This window comes from Pseudoalteromonas sp. SANK 73390, from assembly GCF_054966645.1.
Genome location: NZ_ARPN01000112.1, coordinates 1 through 16025, shown reverse-complemented (window position 1 = coordinate 16025; position 16025 = coordinate 1). Strand labels below are relative to the sequence as shown.

The following is a 16025-nucleotide window of genomic DNA, read 5'->3' as shown; positions in this document are numbered from 1 at the left end:
AAGCTTGCAATTTACTCCAAGCCAATTACCTTATTAAGAGGAACTATTTTTTGGACTTTGAAAAGGAAGTGACATCAATTATGTCCACTCAAGAACAAAGGAATAACACACCACATGTACTTGTGGTTGATGACGAATATTTTAACTTTGAAATGCTCAATATGGCTTTATCTGATGCTTTTAGGTTAAGTTATGCTGATTCAGGTAAAAGCTGTTTATCCAATGCGATAGCACACAAACCAGATGCTATATTGTTGGATGTTTGTATGCCGGGGTTAGATGGGTACGACACTTGCCGGATGTTAAAAAATACGCCAGAAACCAAAGATATTCCTGTTGTGATGGTATCAGGTTTAGAATCAGAGCAAGAGCAACAAGCAGGGTATGAAGCTGGTTGCGATGCGTATGTGATTAAGCCATTTGCCATTCAGTCCTTATTAGAAAAACTAAAATCAATGGTTTAAGGGGGAAGTAATGCTGCATGAAGATAAACGAAGATTTATGCGTATGATGGTAAATGCACAAGCTCGGCTGACATTATTAGAGTCAGGGCTAACGTTTGAAGGTAAATGTCATGATTTGAGTGCAACAGGGCTTTCAATAGAAGTAACAGAGCCTGTTGAAGCAAACACGATGATTGAAATACATATTGATTCAACCAGCGATGCTATTCCTCCATTAAATGCCCATGCAAATGTCGTGCGCTGTGCTCAAGAGCAAGAAGGACAATTTATGCTTGGTCTGGAAATTATCGAGTTTAATTAACTTTAGCTCAGAGTAAGACCCTTGATATTGCGACAAATAAATGGCTTAGTAACCAACAAGAAGTTTTGTTATGTAGTATGCTACCTGAGCCATTTTTAACTCAGTTAATGGTCATTTAGCTCGCAAGAATGATCAATTTCTTAATAAAATAGGTATATCGTCACTTGATAATGTTGATGAGCTTTTGGCAATATTTATATCTTTGTAAACTAACAATCACGTATGGCTTAGCCGTAATCTTAAAGTAAGATAAAAGTTAATTTAGTACATTATCAAGTAGTTGAGAGCAAAGTCTGCTGAGCGTTGCTTGGTTATCACTGGTGCTTGAATAAGTGCGAATCCCGTAAATACCCATGACTAAAAATTGAGCACGACTTTTAGCATCAGGCGTACTACTTATTTCTCCATTATCAATGGCTTTATCAAGTACGTTTGCCAAAGAGTTTTCAAAGGCATTAAGGTTATTTGCCAATACTTTGCTCACTTCTTTATCTTGTCCATCCACTTCTGACAAAGTCCTTGTGAGTAAACAAAATTTAGTAGCCTCGTTGTTTGCACAAGGGTGAGTAATATTTTTTAAAAAAGCGCTTAAAGCTGACTTTACATCGTTATGCTCTGCAACTAATGACTCAAATTGGTCATTCTTATCTTTTTGATATTGCTCTACAGATGCCAGAAGCAAGCCTTGCTTATTTTTAAAAGCACAATAAATTGAGCCAGGGTGTAAGCCCGTTGCTTGAGTCAGTTTTTGCATACTAGCTTTACTATAACCATATTGCATAAATGCAGTCATAGCTTGGCGTAGGACGTGCTCTTTGTCGAATTCTGCGCTTCTCATAAACGAAATAGTCTTTAAATGTTGACTGCGATAATAACTTAACTTGATTATTTATTCAAAAATATAACTTGAATGAACATTCAAGAATGTGTATCTTGAACAAACATTCAAAAACTAGCACGTATAAATAATTTTAGCGAGGAATCATGACATCTACTTTATTCAAGTCGTTAAAGCTCAACGACACGCTTACTTTAAACAACCGCATTTTAATGGCACCTTTAACCCGCTGTATGGCTGATGATGATTTGGTGCCGACAGATGCAATGGCCTCTTATTATGCCCGCAGAGCTGATTCAGGACTGATAATTAGTGAAGCAACTATTATTCGCCCGGATGGCCAAGGATACCCTAATACACCGGGTCTATTTAATCAGGCGCAAATTGACGGCTGGAAAAAAGTGACAACTGCCGTGCACAATGCTGGTGGAAAGATTTTTGCGCAGTTATGGCATGTTGGTCGTGTTGCACACCCGTACTTTTTTGGTGAAGGTGATGTATTGGCACCTTCTGCGATTGGTATTGAAGGTACAGTACCACGAATGAGAGACTTACATTATCAAACGCCGAAGGAAGCATCCCAAGCACAAATTAGGCAACTGGTGCATGATTACGCTAATGCGGCAAAAAATGCCATCGAAGCAGGGTTTGACGGAGTAGAGATCCATGGCGCTAATGGCTATTTAATTGATCAGTTCTTGCATTATGCATCGAATCAGCGCCAAGATGAATATGGTGAGACACCGGATAACATGGCACGTTTTGCGCTAGAAGTAGTTGATGCCGTTGTTGATGCTGTGGGTGGTGAACGTGTGGGCTTACGCTTATCACCAGGTGCCTATTTTAATATGGCGCCAGATAATCGAGATAAAGCGGTGTTTGATTATTTACTATCACAACTCAATAATAGAATGCTTGCCTTTGTACATGTAGGGATTTTTGATGACAGTATGGAATTTGATTATCTGGGCGGAAAAGCGTCTGATTACATACGAAGTCTCTATAATGGCACACTCGTTGGGGTAGGCGGGTTTACACCCAGTACTGCGGAAGCTGCTCTTAAAGATGAACGCTTTGATTTAGTGGCAATAGGTCGTCCATTTATTGCTAACCCAGACTATGTCAGTAAGGTAAAAAGTCAGCAACCGCTAACCGTATACAGTGACGATATGCTGGCTGAGCTTATCTAAAAACAAAAGCCACAATAAGCGTTAAGACCGCTTGATTTATAAACTCAGATTAATCCAATACGCGGTAGTGTATTGGATTTTTCGCGTGTAAATATCGACCTTTATTTAGGTTAGGGTTATGAGGTTTTTAACCACGCACTACTTATTTTTGATGACCCATTATCACTGAGGCAATAATCACACTATATGCAAAGTGATAATTAAAAATTTCTGTCTATACTTTTATTTAGGCTTTTTATATGAACAATCTTAGAGGGTTAAAGGCTTTTTTTAGCTCGCTAGCGTGACCAATGTTTTAATAAAATTGGTATAAGGCAAATTATGCAAGAAGCGTTACTTCACTCGGTTGTTAAGTTAACGAAGACAAGAGATGTTGATTCACTTGAATCAAGCTTACTATCTACCATTCATGAGTTTATTGGCTGTCAGCAGGTGTCTATTTATAAGTCGACATGTGAGAACGATTCTTTGGCAGTTGAGTGTTGTTTAAGTTTACAGGTAACAAAAAGCAAGCAATATCACTGGAGCCAGTCACAAAAGCTTGAAAACCCAAGTTCAGAGCTAATATCATGCTTGAATTCAGCGTGTATTATAGCCATTCAAAGCATTGACGGCATTGAAACAAGGTGGGTGCCAATCACCTTAGCGGATAAAGCAATTGGTGCGATAGCTATCAAAAGTAATGGGCTTAGCAGCTCAGACCAAGTTTTGCTAAATGCATTTTGTTGTATTTATGAGAATTATTTAACCATTTTACATGAGAACGAACGAGATAAACTGACAGGCTTACTTAATCGGCAAACATTTGATAAAAAGTTCAAACAACTAGTAGAAAAGCAAGTAGTTAAACACCATAAAACATCAAAATCAAACCAAAACAGGCAATTACAGAGTGAAACAGTCTCTTGGCTTGCGATGTTGGATATCGATCATTTTAAGCAAGTAAATGATAATTATGGGCATGTATGTGGTGATGAAGTGTTACTCATTTTAGCGCAAACGATGCATAATTTTTTTAGTGCCTGCGATTTGCTGTTTCGTTTTGGTGGTGAAGAGTTTGTTTTGGTCTTTGAACCTGCGACCTTTGAAGAAATTGATAGTGTGCTAAATAAATTTATGGATAGAGTTAGGGATACCAAGTTTCCTTTTGTGAATAAACTAACGGTAAGTATTGGAGTCGCAAAAGTTGGGCCTTATGACTTTCCAATTCATGTTTTAGAAAAAGCTGATAAAGCCTTGTATTGCGCAAAAACGCAAGGCAGAGATCAGGTCTGCTTTTTTGATCTTATGGAACAGTCTGAAAAACTCGACAGTGATGATGAGTCGGGTATAGATTTATTTTGACGCTATCATCTAAGACGCAAATATTTTACACTGCTCACAGCCTATCAATTTACAACAACCAGTTGAACTCCCCCACATATTCTGGTTATAAATAGCTCGGAAAAACATAATGTTGCACATAATTCAATCTAATCGTATGGAGGTTCTACAGGCTCAGTTTCATACTTTACTTAAAAGTGCGCCATTAAGTTCCCCATTTCATAAAGAGATTGTACTAGTACAATCTCCTGGTATGTCGCAGTGGCTAAAAATAGGCTTAAGTGAAGCGCTGGGCGTTGCTGCGCAAGTAGATTTTCCACTTCCTTCGAGTTTTATTTGGCAGTTATATCAACAATTTTTGCCTAATGTACCAAGTGAATCCCCTTACAATAAGCAAAACATGACCTGGAAGTTGGTTGCAATATTGCCAACATGTTTGGATGACCCTAAATATATTCAATTAAGTCAATACTTACATCAAGACATAGAAGGCTTAAAGCTATTTGCATTGTGTGAAAAAATAGCGGATGTTTATGACCAATATTTAATGTATCGGCCACATTGGATAGCTCAATGGGATACAGGAAAAGATGAGCTTGATGATGTCGATGTTTCAATCGCATCGTGGCAACCTGATTTGTGGCGAAGATTAGTAAAGCATACCCAGTTTTTAGGACAAAGTAGTTATCACCGAGCGAATATGCATCAACAACTTGTTGATGCACTTGATAGTGTCAGTAGTGAGCAATTACCTGAGCGGGTGTGTATATTTGGCCTCTCGGCAATGGCTTCAAGCCAATTAGAAGTATTTAAAACGCTGAGTAAAAAAACCACGGTGCTACTGTTTTTTTGTAATCCCAGTGAGCATTATTGGGGTGACCTAGTAGATGAAAAAACGCAGGCAAAAATCGCTGCTAAGTACGTAAAAATGCCAGAGCTTGATGCTAAAAGCACTCAAGAAGACTATTACGTTGTTGGTAACCCTTTGTTGTCCTCATGGGGCAAGTTGGGGCGCGATTATTTTGAGCAACTTGTGCAGCTGGACGCTCAATGGATTGATGGGTTTATTAGCGATTTTGACGATTCTTTGCTAGGCAAAGTACAACAAGAAGTATATCAACTGGCGTTCAAAGGTCAGTCACTTAGTGCAGATAAAAGTTGGTTTATTAATGAGCAAGGTAAACTTTTAATCGCATTGGATGATACTTCAATTCAATTACAAGACTGCCATACACCACTTCGAGAAGTAGAGTGTTTGCATGATCATTTACTTAGGTTATTTCATACCGACCCACACTTAACACCTAAAGATATTATTGTCATGATGCCCGATGTTGGTACATATAGCCCCTATATTGAGGCGGTATTTGGTGCAGCAACGGGTGGACGCTATATTCCTTATGCATTGGCGGATTTATCGATTGAACAAGAAAAGCCAATTCTGAGCTCATTTGTCAGCTTAGTTAATTTGCCCTTTAGTCGTTTTGGCGTGTCAGACTTGCTCGATCTTTTAGCCGTCACACCTATCGCAAGTCAATTTAATGTCCAAGAACATGAGTTTTCGCAGTTGAAATATTGGCTTGAGCAAGTGGGTGTTAAATGGGGCTTAAATGCTGAGCATAAAATTGAACATGATCTCCCTGCATTATCTCTCAATACTTGGCAACACGGGTTAAACCGTTTGTTGCTGGGGGTTGCATCAAGTGATGAACAAATGACTTTTGATAGCATTTATCCTGCTGATTTAGTGGAAGGTATGGCGGTTAATAGCTTGAGCAAATTACTACATTTTGTTAATGCTTTAGCAGAATATAAGCAACAGCTTAATCAAGATGCAAGGCTATGCGATAAAGCTCAGCTATTAAGACAAATGATGGCGCAGTTTTATGATGCGCAAGCAGAGCAAAGCTGGGATTTACTTACCGTTGAGAAGATCATTGATGAGTTGCAAAAACATGACGATAATTTGGATATGCAAGCGCCAATATCGGCAAAAGTATTAAGTTACTTAGTCAAACAGGGAGTACAAGAAAAAGGTGTTGGTCAGCGTTTTTTAGTGGGGCCAGTGAATTTTTGTACTTTAATGCCAATGCGAGCAGTACCGTTTAAGGTAGTGTGCCTACTTGGCCTCAATGATGCAGATTATCCACGTACGGTACAACCGATTGGATTTGACTTAGTACCGCACTCTAAAAGGCAAAAAGGTGATCGGTCACGAAAATTTGATGACCGCTACTTGTTCTTAGAAGCGCTGCTCAGTGCCAGAGATCATTTTTATTTGAGCTACATTGGTCGTTCATGTTTTAATAACGAACCGCAGATGCCATCGGTGTTGGTTAGTGAGCTATTTGAGTACCTTGACCGAAGCTTTAAATACTCAGACGCATCACTCAAACCGTCAAAACAACTTCTTCAGCGTGCAACATTACAACCTTTTAATGCTGTGAATTACTTAAGCGATAATGCTTTACAAAGCTTTAACCCAGTGTGGTTAATGCAAAACACAAAAATTACGCACAAACCACTTTTACCGCTTAACGTGCCAAGTGAGAAACAAGTCGAGATTCAACAATTTTTATTTACTGTACTGGCTCCGCAAAAAGCGTTCTACACCAAAACGCTAGGCTTGAGGTTAAATGAACAAGTAGTGATAAACAAAGATGAAGAGCCATTTATGCTCGATACGCTTGAGCGCTACTATTATCTGGATGAACTACTTGCTTATGCGCTAAGGGGTGAACAAGTTAACCTTGAGCAAATAATCCAACGAGGTAATTTACCTCAAGCAGCAGTCGGACAGCTGCAGCTAACGCGCCTGCAGCAACGTATTCAGCCCATGGTTGAGCAATTAAAAGCACAAGTGCAGCAGCCCAGAGCACCTTTAGAAGTGCGTTTAATGGTTGGTAGTTATATGTTACTAGGTTGGCTAGATGCGCTCTATGACAACAAGCAAATATTTTATCGCAGTGCCAGTATCAAAGCCAAAGATAAGGTGAAAGGCTTTTTAATGCATTGCATTGCACAGTGCTGCGATGAACCTGTACACACGTATATTTATGGCTTAGACGAGCTAGTAACTTTTGCACCGTTAGAAAAACAACAAGCCGATGACTTTTTACAAAAATGGTTACATTTTTATCAACAGTGTTTAAATCAACCAATGCCGTTTTTTGTTAGTACAGCGTATGAACTTGTAGCAACCAAAGATATAGGTAAAGCCGCAGTTAAGTTTAATGGCGGCCAATATATAGGGTATGGAGAAAGCGAAGACCCTTATGTAGCCTTAAATTACACAAGCCTTGAACAAGTAAGTGAACAACTGCATGACATCAGCCATGCCTTATTAGCTGATATTGTAGCGCTTGCTAAGGAGCAGCGATATGCAGACGCTTAACCCACAAAGTATGCCGCTGCTTGGCAGTAGCTTAATTGAAGCTAGCGCAGGCACGGGCAAAACGTACACAATTACAGGGCTGTATTTGCGTTGCTTACTGGGTTTACAAGTGCCAGCACAACAACAAATGCCATTGTCGGTAGAGCAAATACTGGTTGTTACCTTTACGGAAGCCGCTACACAAGAGATCAAGGACAGGGTACGTTCTCGTATTTTATTGGCCAGAGACACGCTGTTGGGTGAACAATGCAATGATGAATTAGTGAACCGTGTTTTGTGTCAAATTGAAGATAAGCATAACGCGTTTACATTGTTAGACGCAGCGGCAAAATCAATGGATGAAGCCGCTATTTTTACTATTCATGGCTTTTGCCAGCGAATGTTAAAACAACATGCGTTTGAGTCGAATGTTGCGTTTAACCTTGAGTTTGTATTAGATGAGTCAGAGTTGGTGCTTGAAGCCATAAAAGATCATTGGCGCAGCTTTGTGTATCCGTTAGATAAAGACACGACACAAGCTATTATAGAGCATTATCCAAGCCCTCATGCACTGGCTGGTAAAGTGATGAAGCTACTTGCCAAAGAACACGCGGTGATCACGCCCAAATTGGCGCTGGCAGATGTGCTTGAAGCAAGAAAGCAATATCAGCAACAAGCCAGCAAGTTTAAAAAGGTACTACTGAGCAGTGATTTTTTTAGCGTGTTGGCAAATTCTGGTTTGGCAAAAAATAAAGCGCCGGGTAGGGCGAATAATATTGATGCCCTGATCACATATTGCCAAAGTGAGCAGTGGTATTTTGAATTTGGTAGTGCTAAACATTCTTTTGCCCTTTGGGGGCAAGACTCTTTGTCAAATACTGCGAATTATAAAAAAGGGGCAAGTGTTATTATGCACCCAATGTTGGCTGAGTTTGATGTAATGGCGCAGCTACATAATCAAGTAAGCAAAGGGTTAAGCATTGCTATTTTGCAGCACAGTGTGAGCGAGGTGCGTAGATTATTGCAATCGCATAAAATACAACATGGGTTGATAAGCCCAGATGATTTATTGCGACAGCTCTTTGAGGCATTAAACAATGAACAAGGGCATATATTACAGCAAAAAATTGTACAGTTGTTTCCAGTTGCCATGATTGATGAATTTCAAGATACCGATCCTATTCAGTATGGTATTTTCAACGCTATTTATGGCAAAGAGACTGATAAAAATGACACTGCCTTGACCATGATTGGTGACCCTAAACAGGCTATTTATGGTTTTCGAGGCGCTGATATTTTTACCTATATTCATGCTAAGCAACAGGTCAAAGAGCAAAACCAATATACATTAGCAACTAATTATCGCTCCGCAGAGGGGGTTGTGAAAGCTGTTAATGCATTATTTACCTCTCACGCGCATAGTTTTATTTACAATCAAGCCATTCCGTTTGTATCGGTCAAAGCTAAAGGCAAGTCAGTAGATGACAGCTTTTTATGCCCGTCGTTAGGCAGTGCCTCTTTACAATTTAGTGTATATCAAGACCTGTCCTCTGTTACCAGTAAATCTCAAGCTTTGCCAGTACTTGCCAAGGCATATGCGAATAAAATTTCACAGCTATTGGGTGAGGCGCAAAGAGGGCGGGCGTCAATCGGCTCGGTAGCAGTGCAAGCCGGTGATGTATGCGTGCTGGTACGAGATAGAAATGAAGCAAGCATAATGAAGTCTGCACTTGCACAATTGGCTATTCCTAGTGTTTATTTAGCAAGAGATAGTATATTTAGCCAGCCTATTACCCATGCTATTTTGAGCTTTTTAGATGTATTACATGGCAAATATGACGAAGCAGCACTGCGAGGTATTTTAGTCAGCCCGTTGTTTGCGTTGAACTATCAGCAAATTTATCAACTGCGAGAAGATGAGCGGCAATGGCAAATGTATTTAGATCAATTCGCACAACTACAAAAACTTTGGTATAAACAAGGCGCTATGGCAATGCTTGAGCAGTTATTGGTACAAAACCAATTGCCAAAACTGTGGCAAGCATCAGGGTATAACGTTGAGCGTTGGCTAACAGATTATCGTCATTTGGCTGAGCTTTTACAGCAAAAACAAATTGAGCTAGATGGCACTTTGCGAGTGCTACGCTGGCTGAGTAGTCAATGCCAGCAAGTTCAGCAAGGCAGTGCTCAGGTACGACTAGAAAGTGACGCTGACTTAGTCAAAATAGTCACTATGCATGCGTCTAAAGGATTAGAGTACCCAATCGTATATATTCCATTTGCAAGTAGTTACCGAGAGGCAAGTGATGCCGTATTTCATCGAGATGGGCAGTTAGTTTATTCACTCGATGCTGATGATGAACAAAGTGCACAAGCAGAGCAAGAGCGTTTAGCTGAAGATATTCGACTGTTATATGTGGCACTAACTCGTGCCATTCATTTTTGTGATGTAGGGTTGTTTAACATAGCTGCTGGTAGAAGTAAAAAGCCAGGCATTACGCAAACAGCAGTCGGTTACGTACTTTTTGCAAATCAACCCTTTGAAACGCAACAGCAGTGGCATGAAGCACTACAAACATTTTGCGATGGGCAAGCAGATATATCATTGTGCTGGATAACAACTGATGATAACTCAGGCGATGAGTTGGCAAACAAAACAGCACCTGAGCAAGTTTTAACGGTTAAACCTGTCACAATATTGATTGAACGTGATTGGCGTGCAACGAGTTTTAGTCAGTTAAGTTACCACAGCCATAGTGATGATCGACCGCTGGGGGCGTTGGATGAAAACCACCAGCTTGATTTACCAGATAATGTTCTAAGTATGCAAAAAGCAGTGCTTAACTCGTATACCTTTCCTAAAGGTGCAAAGCCCGGAAGTTGCTTACATGAAATTTTTGAGCAAATTGATTTTACCGCACCTAATAGCCCGTCAGGTGAGCAGCTATCACTGAGTGAGGCAGTAGAAAAAAGCTTAAATAAGTATCATATTGATGAACAGTGGCAAGCACCGGTCCAAGGCTGGATACAAGCATGCTTAAATTGCCCTTTAGACATGGAAAATGATTTGCAGTTGGCAAAATTAAGCCCCTGTGATTGCCTCGTTGAGATGGAATTTTATTTACCACTTGAGCCATTAAAAGCAAACGAGTTAAATCGTTTAGTGAGTGCTATTACAGGCCAACATAGCCAGCTACAATTTGATCAAGTAAAAGGGTTGTTAAAAGGTTTTATTGACTTAATTTTTGTATATCAAGATAAGTATTACATTTTGGACTACAAGTCGAACTATTTAGGTGACACACATAGCGACTATCAAGCAAATAACTTAAAGTTAGCGATGGATGCGCATCAATATCATCTGCAGTATATGATTTATTCTGTGGCACTACATCGGCTGCTAAAACAACGTTTAGCACGGTATGATCCTCAAATTCATTTAGGTGGCGTTTACTATTTGTTTTTGCGGGCGTTGCCCGATGCTGCAGGCATCTATTTTAATAAACTAAGTATTGAGCAATTACAGCAATTAGATGCACTGTTTACACAAGGTCGGTTATTATGAGCCAGCTTGACTTATTTGCAGACTCAGAACTGATTGATTTTGATCATGATGCTTATATAAATATCTTATTGCAACAGTCTCGCATTCGTCATGCAGATCTTGGGTTAGCTAAATTATTGAACTACCAGCGCATTGATGAAAACTTTTATGTCATTTTATTGCTACTTCGAGCAGAGCAACAACAGCATAGCTGTTTGGCCTTTGCCGACGTTGATTGGTTTGACCCATTCCTATTGAAAATATGCCAACTGGATAGCCCACAAGCACCATGGCTAGCCAGTGATGCTCTTGTAATATGGCAGCAGCTTACAACGCATCCTGCTATCGGAGAAGGCAAGCCTTTAGTCTTGTTTCGCGATAAATTATACCTGTCACGTTTAGCCAACTATGAAGCATTGCTAGCTGAGCGCTTTTTACTGATGCAAAAGCAGCCTTTAAGCGTTGATCAAAAGATGCTGAAAAAATTACTTAATGCCTATTTTCCAAGTACGGAAGAAGGGGTAATAGATTGGCAAAAAGTTGCCTGTGCAATGGCTGCAAGTAGTGGCTTTTGTGTTATTACAGGAGGTCCAGGAACAGGAAAAACGACCACGGTGACAAAATTACTAGCAATTTTGCAGTCGCTTTATATTCAGGCGCCGCTGACAATCAAGCTGGTGGCACCAACAGGAAAGGCAGCAGCAAGGTTAAGTGAGTCAATTTTAGGAGCAAAAGCAAAGTTAGATTTAGATGAAAAATTGTATGAGCTGATCCCTGAGCAAGCTCAAACCATTCATCGTTTACTCGGTGTTATCCCTCAAAGTAATCAATATCGACATAACCAATTTAACCCATTGCATTTAGATTTGTTGATTATTGATGAAGCTTCAATGGTCGACTTATCGTTATTAGCAAAGTTGATGCAAGCTCTTCCAAAGCATGCAAGATTAATAATACTGGGTGATAAAGATCAGCTGGCATCGGTTGATACTGGAAGCGTTTTGAGTGATTTATGTCAGCAACTACTACTTAATAGCCAGCCAAGCTATAGCCAAGCGTTATGTGATAAATTAAATACGCTATGTTTTGCGGGCAAAGCACAGTTGCAGGGTAAAGTCAGTGAATTTGCCTTATCAGATAGTGTGGCATTTTTACAAAAAAGCCACCGATTTGATAGTCGCAGTGGCATTGGTCAACTAGCCTTGGCGGTAAATAATAACGACACTAAATTGCTCAGACAAACACTGAACAAAGGTTATGACGATATTGCTCTAATGACGCTTACGAATGAGCAATATCAGGCTTTAATTGAACGCTCAGCAGAGCAATATGGTGTTTATTTACAATTGATGCACCAAGGTGCTGATGTCATAGCTATACACCGATCGTTTGCTCAATATCAGCTATTAGCAGCACTCAGAGAAGGTCCTTATGGAGTAGAGCAGTTAAACAGGCGTATTGAACAAGCACTTTACGTTAAACAGTTAATTCAACCGACGACGCGTCATTATGCAGGCCAGCCCATTATGGTTATCGAAAATGACTACCAGTTAAAGCTCTTCAATGGTGATATTGGTATTTTGCTAATTGATGCACAAGGGCAGTTAAAAGCCACATTTATTGATGAACAAGGGGGAGTTAGGGCATTCTATCCTGCGCGTTTACCACGCCATGAAAATGTGTATGTGATGACCATACACAAATCACAAGGGTCTGAGTTTGCGCATACGGCAATGATTTTACCACCTCTACAAAAATCATCTACCGGTATAAATCGACAGCTAGTTTATACGGGTATTACGCGTGCTAAATCGTACTTTGAATTAGTGACTCAAGAGCAGGTATTGCTTAATGCCATGAATCGTTCTGTGTCTCGATGCTCAGGATTACGAGATAGGTTAATGAAAAATTAACAAGTGGATAATGTATTGTATTATTTATTAACTGCTCTATAGTTTTTATGTAGGTTTTGAATTACTAAAAACCTACTTCCCTTAATACTCCACTGCCCAGTGGGTCGCATATGCCGCCATAATTGAATGATTACGGCGGCGTTTTTACAAGCTAACATCAGCTCTGGGGCAGCGAATTTTTTCAACAGGACTATTTTGCCCATCTTCTGGGTTGCTTTCACTTGTAATAGCTGGCAATTACTACGTAAAAGCGTCTTTATATTGAGTAAAATATCATCTTCAAAACCCTGATCCAAACCTGAGGTTAAACTGCTCATTTCGCGTAATGAAAGCCTTTGATTTGAACAAAATTCATATCTCAAAGATTAACAGACCCTAGTCATTTATCTATCGCAATATCAGAACAATTATTGAATGCCATTGGTATAACAATAAAAGCAGTATTATTATTGCAGGTGGTTGTATGAAAAAAACTCAGCATATATGATAAATTGACAAAGTTTCAACGATGTGCTTTAACAGATTAAAGCAATTACTTTAATCTGGGGCAAGTATGAAAACGTTAGAACAGCAATTGGTCAATTATGCTAAATACCATAGAGATAAGCGCAATATTGCCACACATTTTTTTGGCATACCCGTTATTGTGATTGCCGTTATATTTTTGCTTTATATTCCAATACTTGAAATGAATACGGTCATACTTACTCCGGCTTTAATTGTCACCCTACTCAGTTGTGCTTATTACATACGATTAGATTTTCGTCTGGGTGCGCTCATGTCTGTTTGTTTGGCTTTAATTTACGCTGGGGTAAAGCAGTGTTACCTTGTTTGGCCCTATGCTGAAGCATGGTTTTATAGTATTGGTATTGTATTGTTTGTAATTGGTTGGGTAGTGCAATTTATAGGGCACTATTTTGAAGGAAAAAAACCTGCATTTGTTGACGATTTGATGGGCTTAATAATAGGGCCTTTGTTTGTGGTGGTAGAGGGGCTTTTTTTGTTAGGACTGATGAAACATTTAGAACAGCAGATTATTGCTAAAGCGGGAGCATATCGTTAGAGCTAAGAAAATATCAAGGGCATGTTTATCCTTTACAGCAAGAAACAAGCCCTAGCTCCTCCGTGACGATTTAAATCGACATTCGTGTTTCGAGCTTATGACCTTTGATAATCGTAATATCTTGGCTATTTAGACGCAATTTTCCATTGTTAGTCTCAATTAAATAGCCAAGTTCTGGGTATTCTTCAGCGCCAGCTTCAGTTAATTGTTTACGAGCTCTGTGCACCATAATATTCATATGGTTCATTTGTACGCCTAGTGCTTTGATCAAATCTTCTCTGTATATCCACCCTTGCTGATCTTGTTCTACGGCGTTGTCTTTATCTTGGATACGCAAACGGGCCAACAGTAATAGTAAGTAGTGATGACTGCGAACGCCTAAATCGATGGTATTACCATTTAAGCTCACTGACAGCTGAGTTGCTTCTTCATCTTGACTAACAGCAAAAGATAGTCCGCATGGTTTTACGTTCGGTAGACGGTCTAGGTGTTTGGTCATCGCAGCTGTCCCTGCAGCGTAAAATACCCACTGATTATTAAAGGCACTTAAAAGCCCACCATCAATCAGTGCTTGGCGGTCACTGGTATTGAGGTCTTCTAAAAACCAATAGTTCAGCATTTTATCAAAGTAGATAATATGTGTTGGATTTTCATTATTCGGTAGCAACAGCTGGTCTGATACTTCTATCACCTGTTGATCATCGGTTTGTGATACTAAATATTGGCATTGTGCGCTGAGATTTGCGACCACATATGAGTTTTGTCCAGGTGCAGCGAAATCTAATTTGTCATTTTCACAAAGTTGATAGGGCAGGTTTTTGTCAATTTTTTTATCGTTAATCCAAATACCGTTCGTACTCACATCACGAATAAGCCATTTGTCCTGAGACAGCTCAATAATGGCATGATGACGCGATACCCCTGGTTGATCGATTAAACTGTCTACATTGAACTTATAGCGGCCAATCGTATGATAGCTTTTTAAATATACTTTAGTGAGTTTCTGTTCATCAATAAGATAAGCCATTAATATGTCCTTACATTACCATATAGTGTTGTCATTAAGCGTAATAAAGTTGTTTTTTGCCAAGACTATTATTCCATTTACTTTTCACTTAGAGTTCTTTCTAAGATAACGATAGCGCATTTATTTTCGCTTAAATTTAATAAATCTAAATTTTACATCAATAGTTTAGAGATTTTTCTTGGATTAGCCAATTACATCCGATTACATCGATTGCCATTCCAGCTTGCGCATTATTGCAGAATAAACCATAGTTTTATACTTGCTATTAGTTAGGAAGGTCAAATGAATGAATTTAAAAAACTGAGTACGGTTAAGTTAGAAAACGTATACAACTTTTGCAACCCTTATGATTCAGAACCGCTGTTGTTAGAGTCGAGCGCTTTAAAAGTTGTTACCGATTTTACTCGACGAGCGCCTCAGTTGATCCTAAAAGATGTTGATATAGACCATGCTCTTTATATGATGGTCAATGGTCATGTTCGTTCCAAGTTAGTTATTGATCATGATGATACATTCTTGGGAGTGGTTAACTCTCGGGACTTAACGGGTCGAAAGGTCTTAAGCATGGCACAAAAATTAAACCAAGCACGAAGTGATCTGAGTGTCGAAGATGTGATGACCTGTAAAAGTGAGCTGCATGCGTTGCCATATAGTTCGGTTAAAAGCGCTAAAATTGGCGATATTATTGAAACACTTAAAGACATTGGGCAGCAACATGTATTGCTTGTTAATAAAAGGGGAGGGCTTAGGGGCATGATTTCAGCCAGTGATATTGCCAGAGCCTTACATATTCCAGTTAATATCCTTCAAAAGGCACATTCTTTCAAAGAGGTTTTTGCCATTATCCATGCGCATGAAGATATGTTTGCTTCATAATGCCAATTTTATTAAAACATAGAACATGTTTGTAAGCTAAATGACCATGTATTTAATGCAATTGGCATAATATATTTTGGTGCTGCTAACACGTTAGTGAGCGCACCAAAATA

The 16025-nt window shown here is 39.4% G+C and carries 11 protein-coding genes; 9 read left to right on the top strand and 2 right to left on the bottom strand.

Features of this window, described 5'->3' with window-relative positions:
* The first annotated feature begins 80 nt into the window (after positions 1–80).
* Together SANK73390_RS15650 and SANK73390_RS15645 are read left to right on the top strand one after the other, a co-directional pair.
* Positions 81–464, top strand: coding sequence for a response regulator (locus SANK73390_RS15650; protein ID WP_462767124.1), 384 nt, complete (start codon positions 81–83; stop codon positions 462–464).
* 10 nt (positions 465–474) lie between these two features.
* Entirely contained in the window at positions 475–765 is a 291-nt protein-coding gene (locus SANK73390_RS15645; RefSeq protein WP_261592290.1) for a PilZ domain-containing protein, read from the top strand.
* Between the two features lie 256 nt (positions 766–1021).
* On the opposite strand, the gene SANK73390_RS15640 is transcribed toward SANK73390_RS15645, so the two are convergent.
* Entirely contained in the window at positions 1022–1603 is a 582-nt protein-coding gene (locus SANK73390_RS15640) for a TetR/AcrR family transcriptional regulator (RefSeq protein WP_261592291.1), read from the bottom strand.
* A gap of 146 nt (positions 1604–1749) precedes the next feature.
* Between SANK73390_RS15640 and SANK73390_RS15635 the strand changes: the two genes are divergently transcribed.
* From SANK73390_RS15635 to SANK73390_RS15610, 6 genes are all read left to right on the top strand, one after another.
* Positions 1750–2793 (top strand): alkene reductase, encoded by a 1044-nt coding sequence (locus SANK73390_RS15635; protein WP_462767094.1) that lies wholly within the window; start codon positions 1750–1752, stop codon positions 2791–2793.
* Positions 2794–3114: 321 nt separating this feature from the next.
* Positions 3115–4137: a GGDEF domain-containing protein gene (locus tag SANK73390_RS15630; RefSeq protein ID WP_462767092.1), complete on the top strand. Its 1023-nt coding sequence runs from the start codon at positions 3115–3117 to the stop codon at positions 4135–4137.
* A 109-nt stretch (positions 4138–4246) separates the two neighbouring features.
* On the top strand, positions 4247–7510 hold the full coding sequence (gene recC / locus SANK73390_RS15625; protein ID WP_462767089.1) for an exodeoxyribonuclease V subunit gamma: 3264 nt from the start codon (positions 4247–4249) through the stop codon (positions 7508–7510).
* On the top strand, positions 7497–11054 hold the full coding sequence (gene recB, locus SANK73390_RS15620; protein ID WP_462767086.1) for an exodeoxyribonuclease V subunit beta: 3558 nt from the start codon (positions 7497–7499) through the stop codon (positions 11052–11054). The genes recC and recB overlap by 14 nt, the downstream gene beginning before the upstream one ends.
* Positions 11051–12946, top strand: a complete 1896-nt coding sequence (gene recD, locus SANK73390_RS15615) for an exodeoxyribonuclease V subunit alpha (RefSeq protein WP_462767082.1) — start codon at positions 11051–11053, stop codon at positions 12944–12946. The genes recB and recD overlap by 4 nt, the downstream gene beginning before the upstream one ends.
* 553 nt (positions 12947–13499) lie before the next feature.
* On the top strand, positions 13500–14009 hold the full coding sequence (locus tag SANK73390_RS15610) for an Mpo1 family 2-hydroxy fatty acid dioxygenase (protein ID WP_462767079.1): 510 nt from the start codon (positions 13500–13502) through the stop codon (positions 14007–14009).
* Between the two features lie 70 nt (positions 14010–14079).
* On the opposite strand, the gene SANK73390_RS15605 is transcribed toward SANK73390_RS15610, so the two are convergent.
* A complete protein-coding gene (locus SANK73390_RS15605) occupies positions 14080–15036 on the bottom strand; it encodes an FHA domain-containing protein (protein ID WP_462767076.1) in 957 nt (318 codons plus the stop codon).
* 282 nt (positions 15037–15318) lie between these two features.
* Between SANK73390_RS15605 and SANK73390_RS15600 the strand changes: the two genes are divergently transcribed.
* A complete protein-coding gene (locus SANK73390_RS15600) occupies positions 15319–15912 on the top strand; it encodes a CBS domain-containing protein (RefSeq protein WP_462767074.1) in 594 nt (197 codons plus the stop codon).
* Positions 15913–16025: the final 113 nt, after the last annotated feature.

Coding starts and splice junctions, on each gene's coding strand:
- SANK73390_RS15650 (WP_462767124.1), top strand. CDS start 81: ATGTCCACTCAAGAACAAAGGAATAACACACCACATGTACTTGTGGTT.
- SANK73390_RS15645 (WP_261592290.1), top strand. CDS start 475: ATGCTGCATGAAGATAAACGAAGATTTATGCGTATGATGGTAAATGCA.
- SANK73390_RS15640 (WP_261592291.1), bottom strand. CDS start 1,603: ATGAGAAGCGCAGAATTCGACAAAGAGCACGTCCTACGCCAAGCTATG.
- SANK73390_RS15635 (WP_462767094.1), top strand. CDS start 1,750: ATGACATCTACTTTATTCAAGTCGTTAAAGCTCAACGACACGCTTACT.
- SANK73390_RS15630 (WP_462767092.1), top strand. CDS start 3,115: ATGCAAGAAGCGTTACTTCACTCGGTTGTTAAGTTAACGAAGACAAGA.
- recC (WP_462767089.1), top strand. CDS start 4,247: ATGTTGCACATAATTCAATCTAATCGTATGGAGGTTCTACAGGCTCAG.
- recB (WP_462767086.1), top strand. CDS start 7,497: ATGCAGACGCTTAACCCACAAAGTATGCCGCTGCTTGGCAGTAGCTTA.
- recD (WP_462767082.1), top strand. CDS start 11,051: ATGAGCCAGCTTGACTTATTTGCAGACTCAGAACTGATTGATTTTGAT.
- SANK73390_RS15610 (WP_462767079.1), top strand. CDS start 13,500: ATGAAAACGTTAGAACAGCAATTGGTCAATTATGCTAAATACCATAGA.
- SANK73390_RS15605 (WP_462767076.1), bottom strand. CDS start 15,036: ATGGCTTATCTTATTGATGAACAGAAACTCACTAAAGTATATTTAAAA.
- SANK73390_RS15600 (WP_462767074.1), top strand. CDS start 15,319: ATGAATGAATTTAAAAAACTGAGTACGGTTAAGTTAGAAAACGTATAC.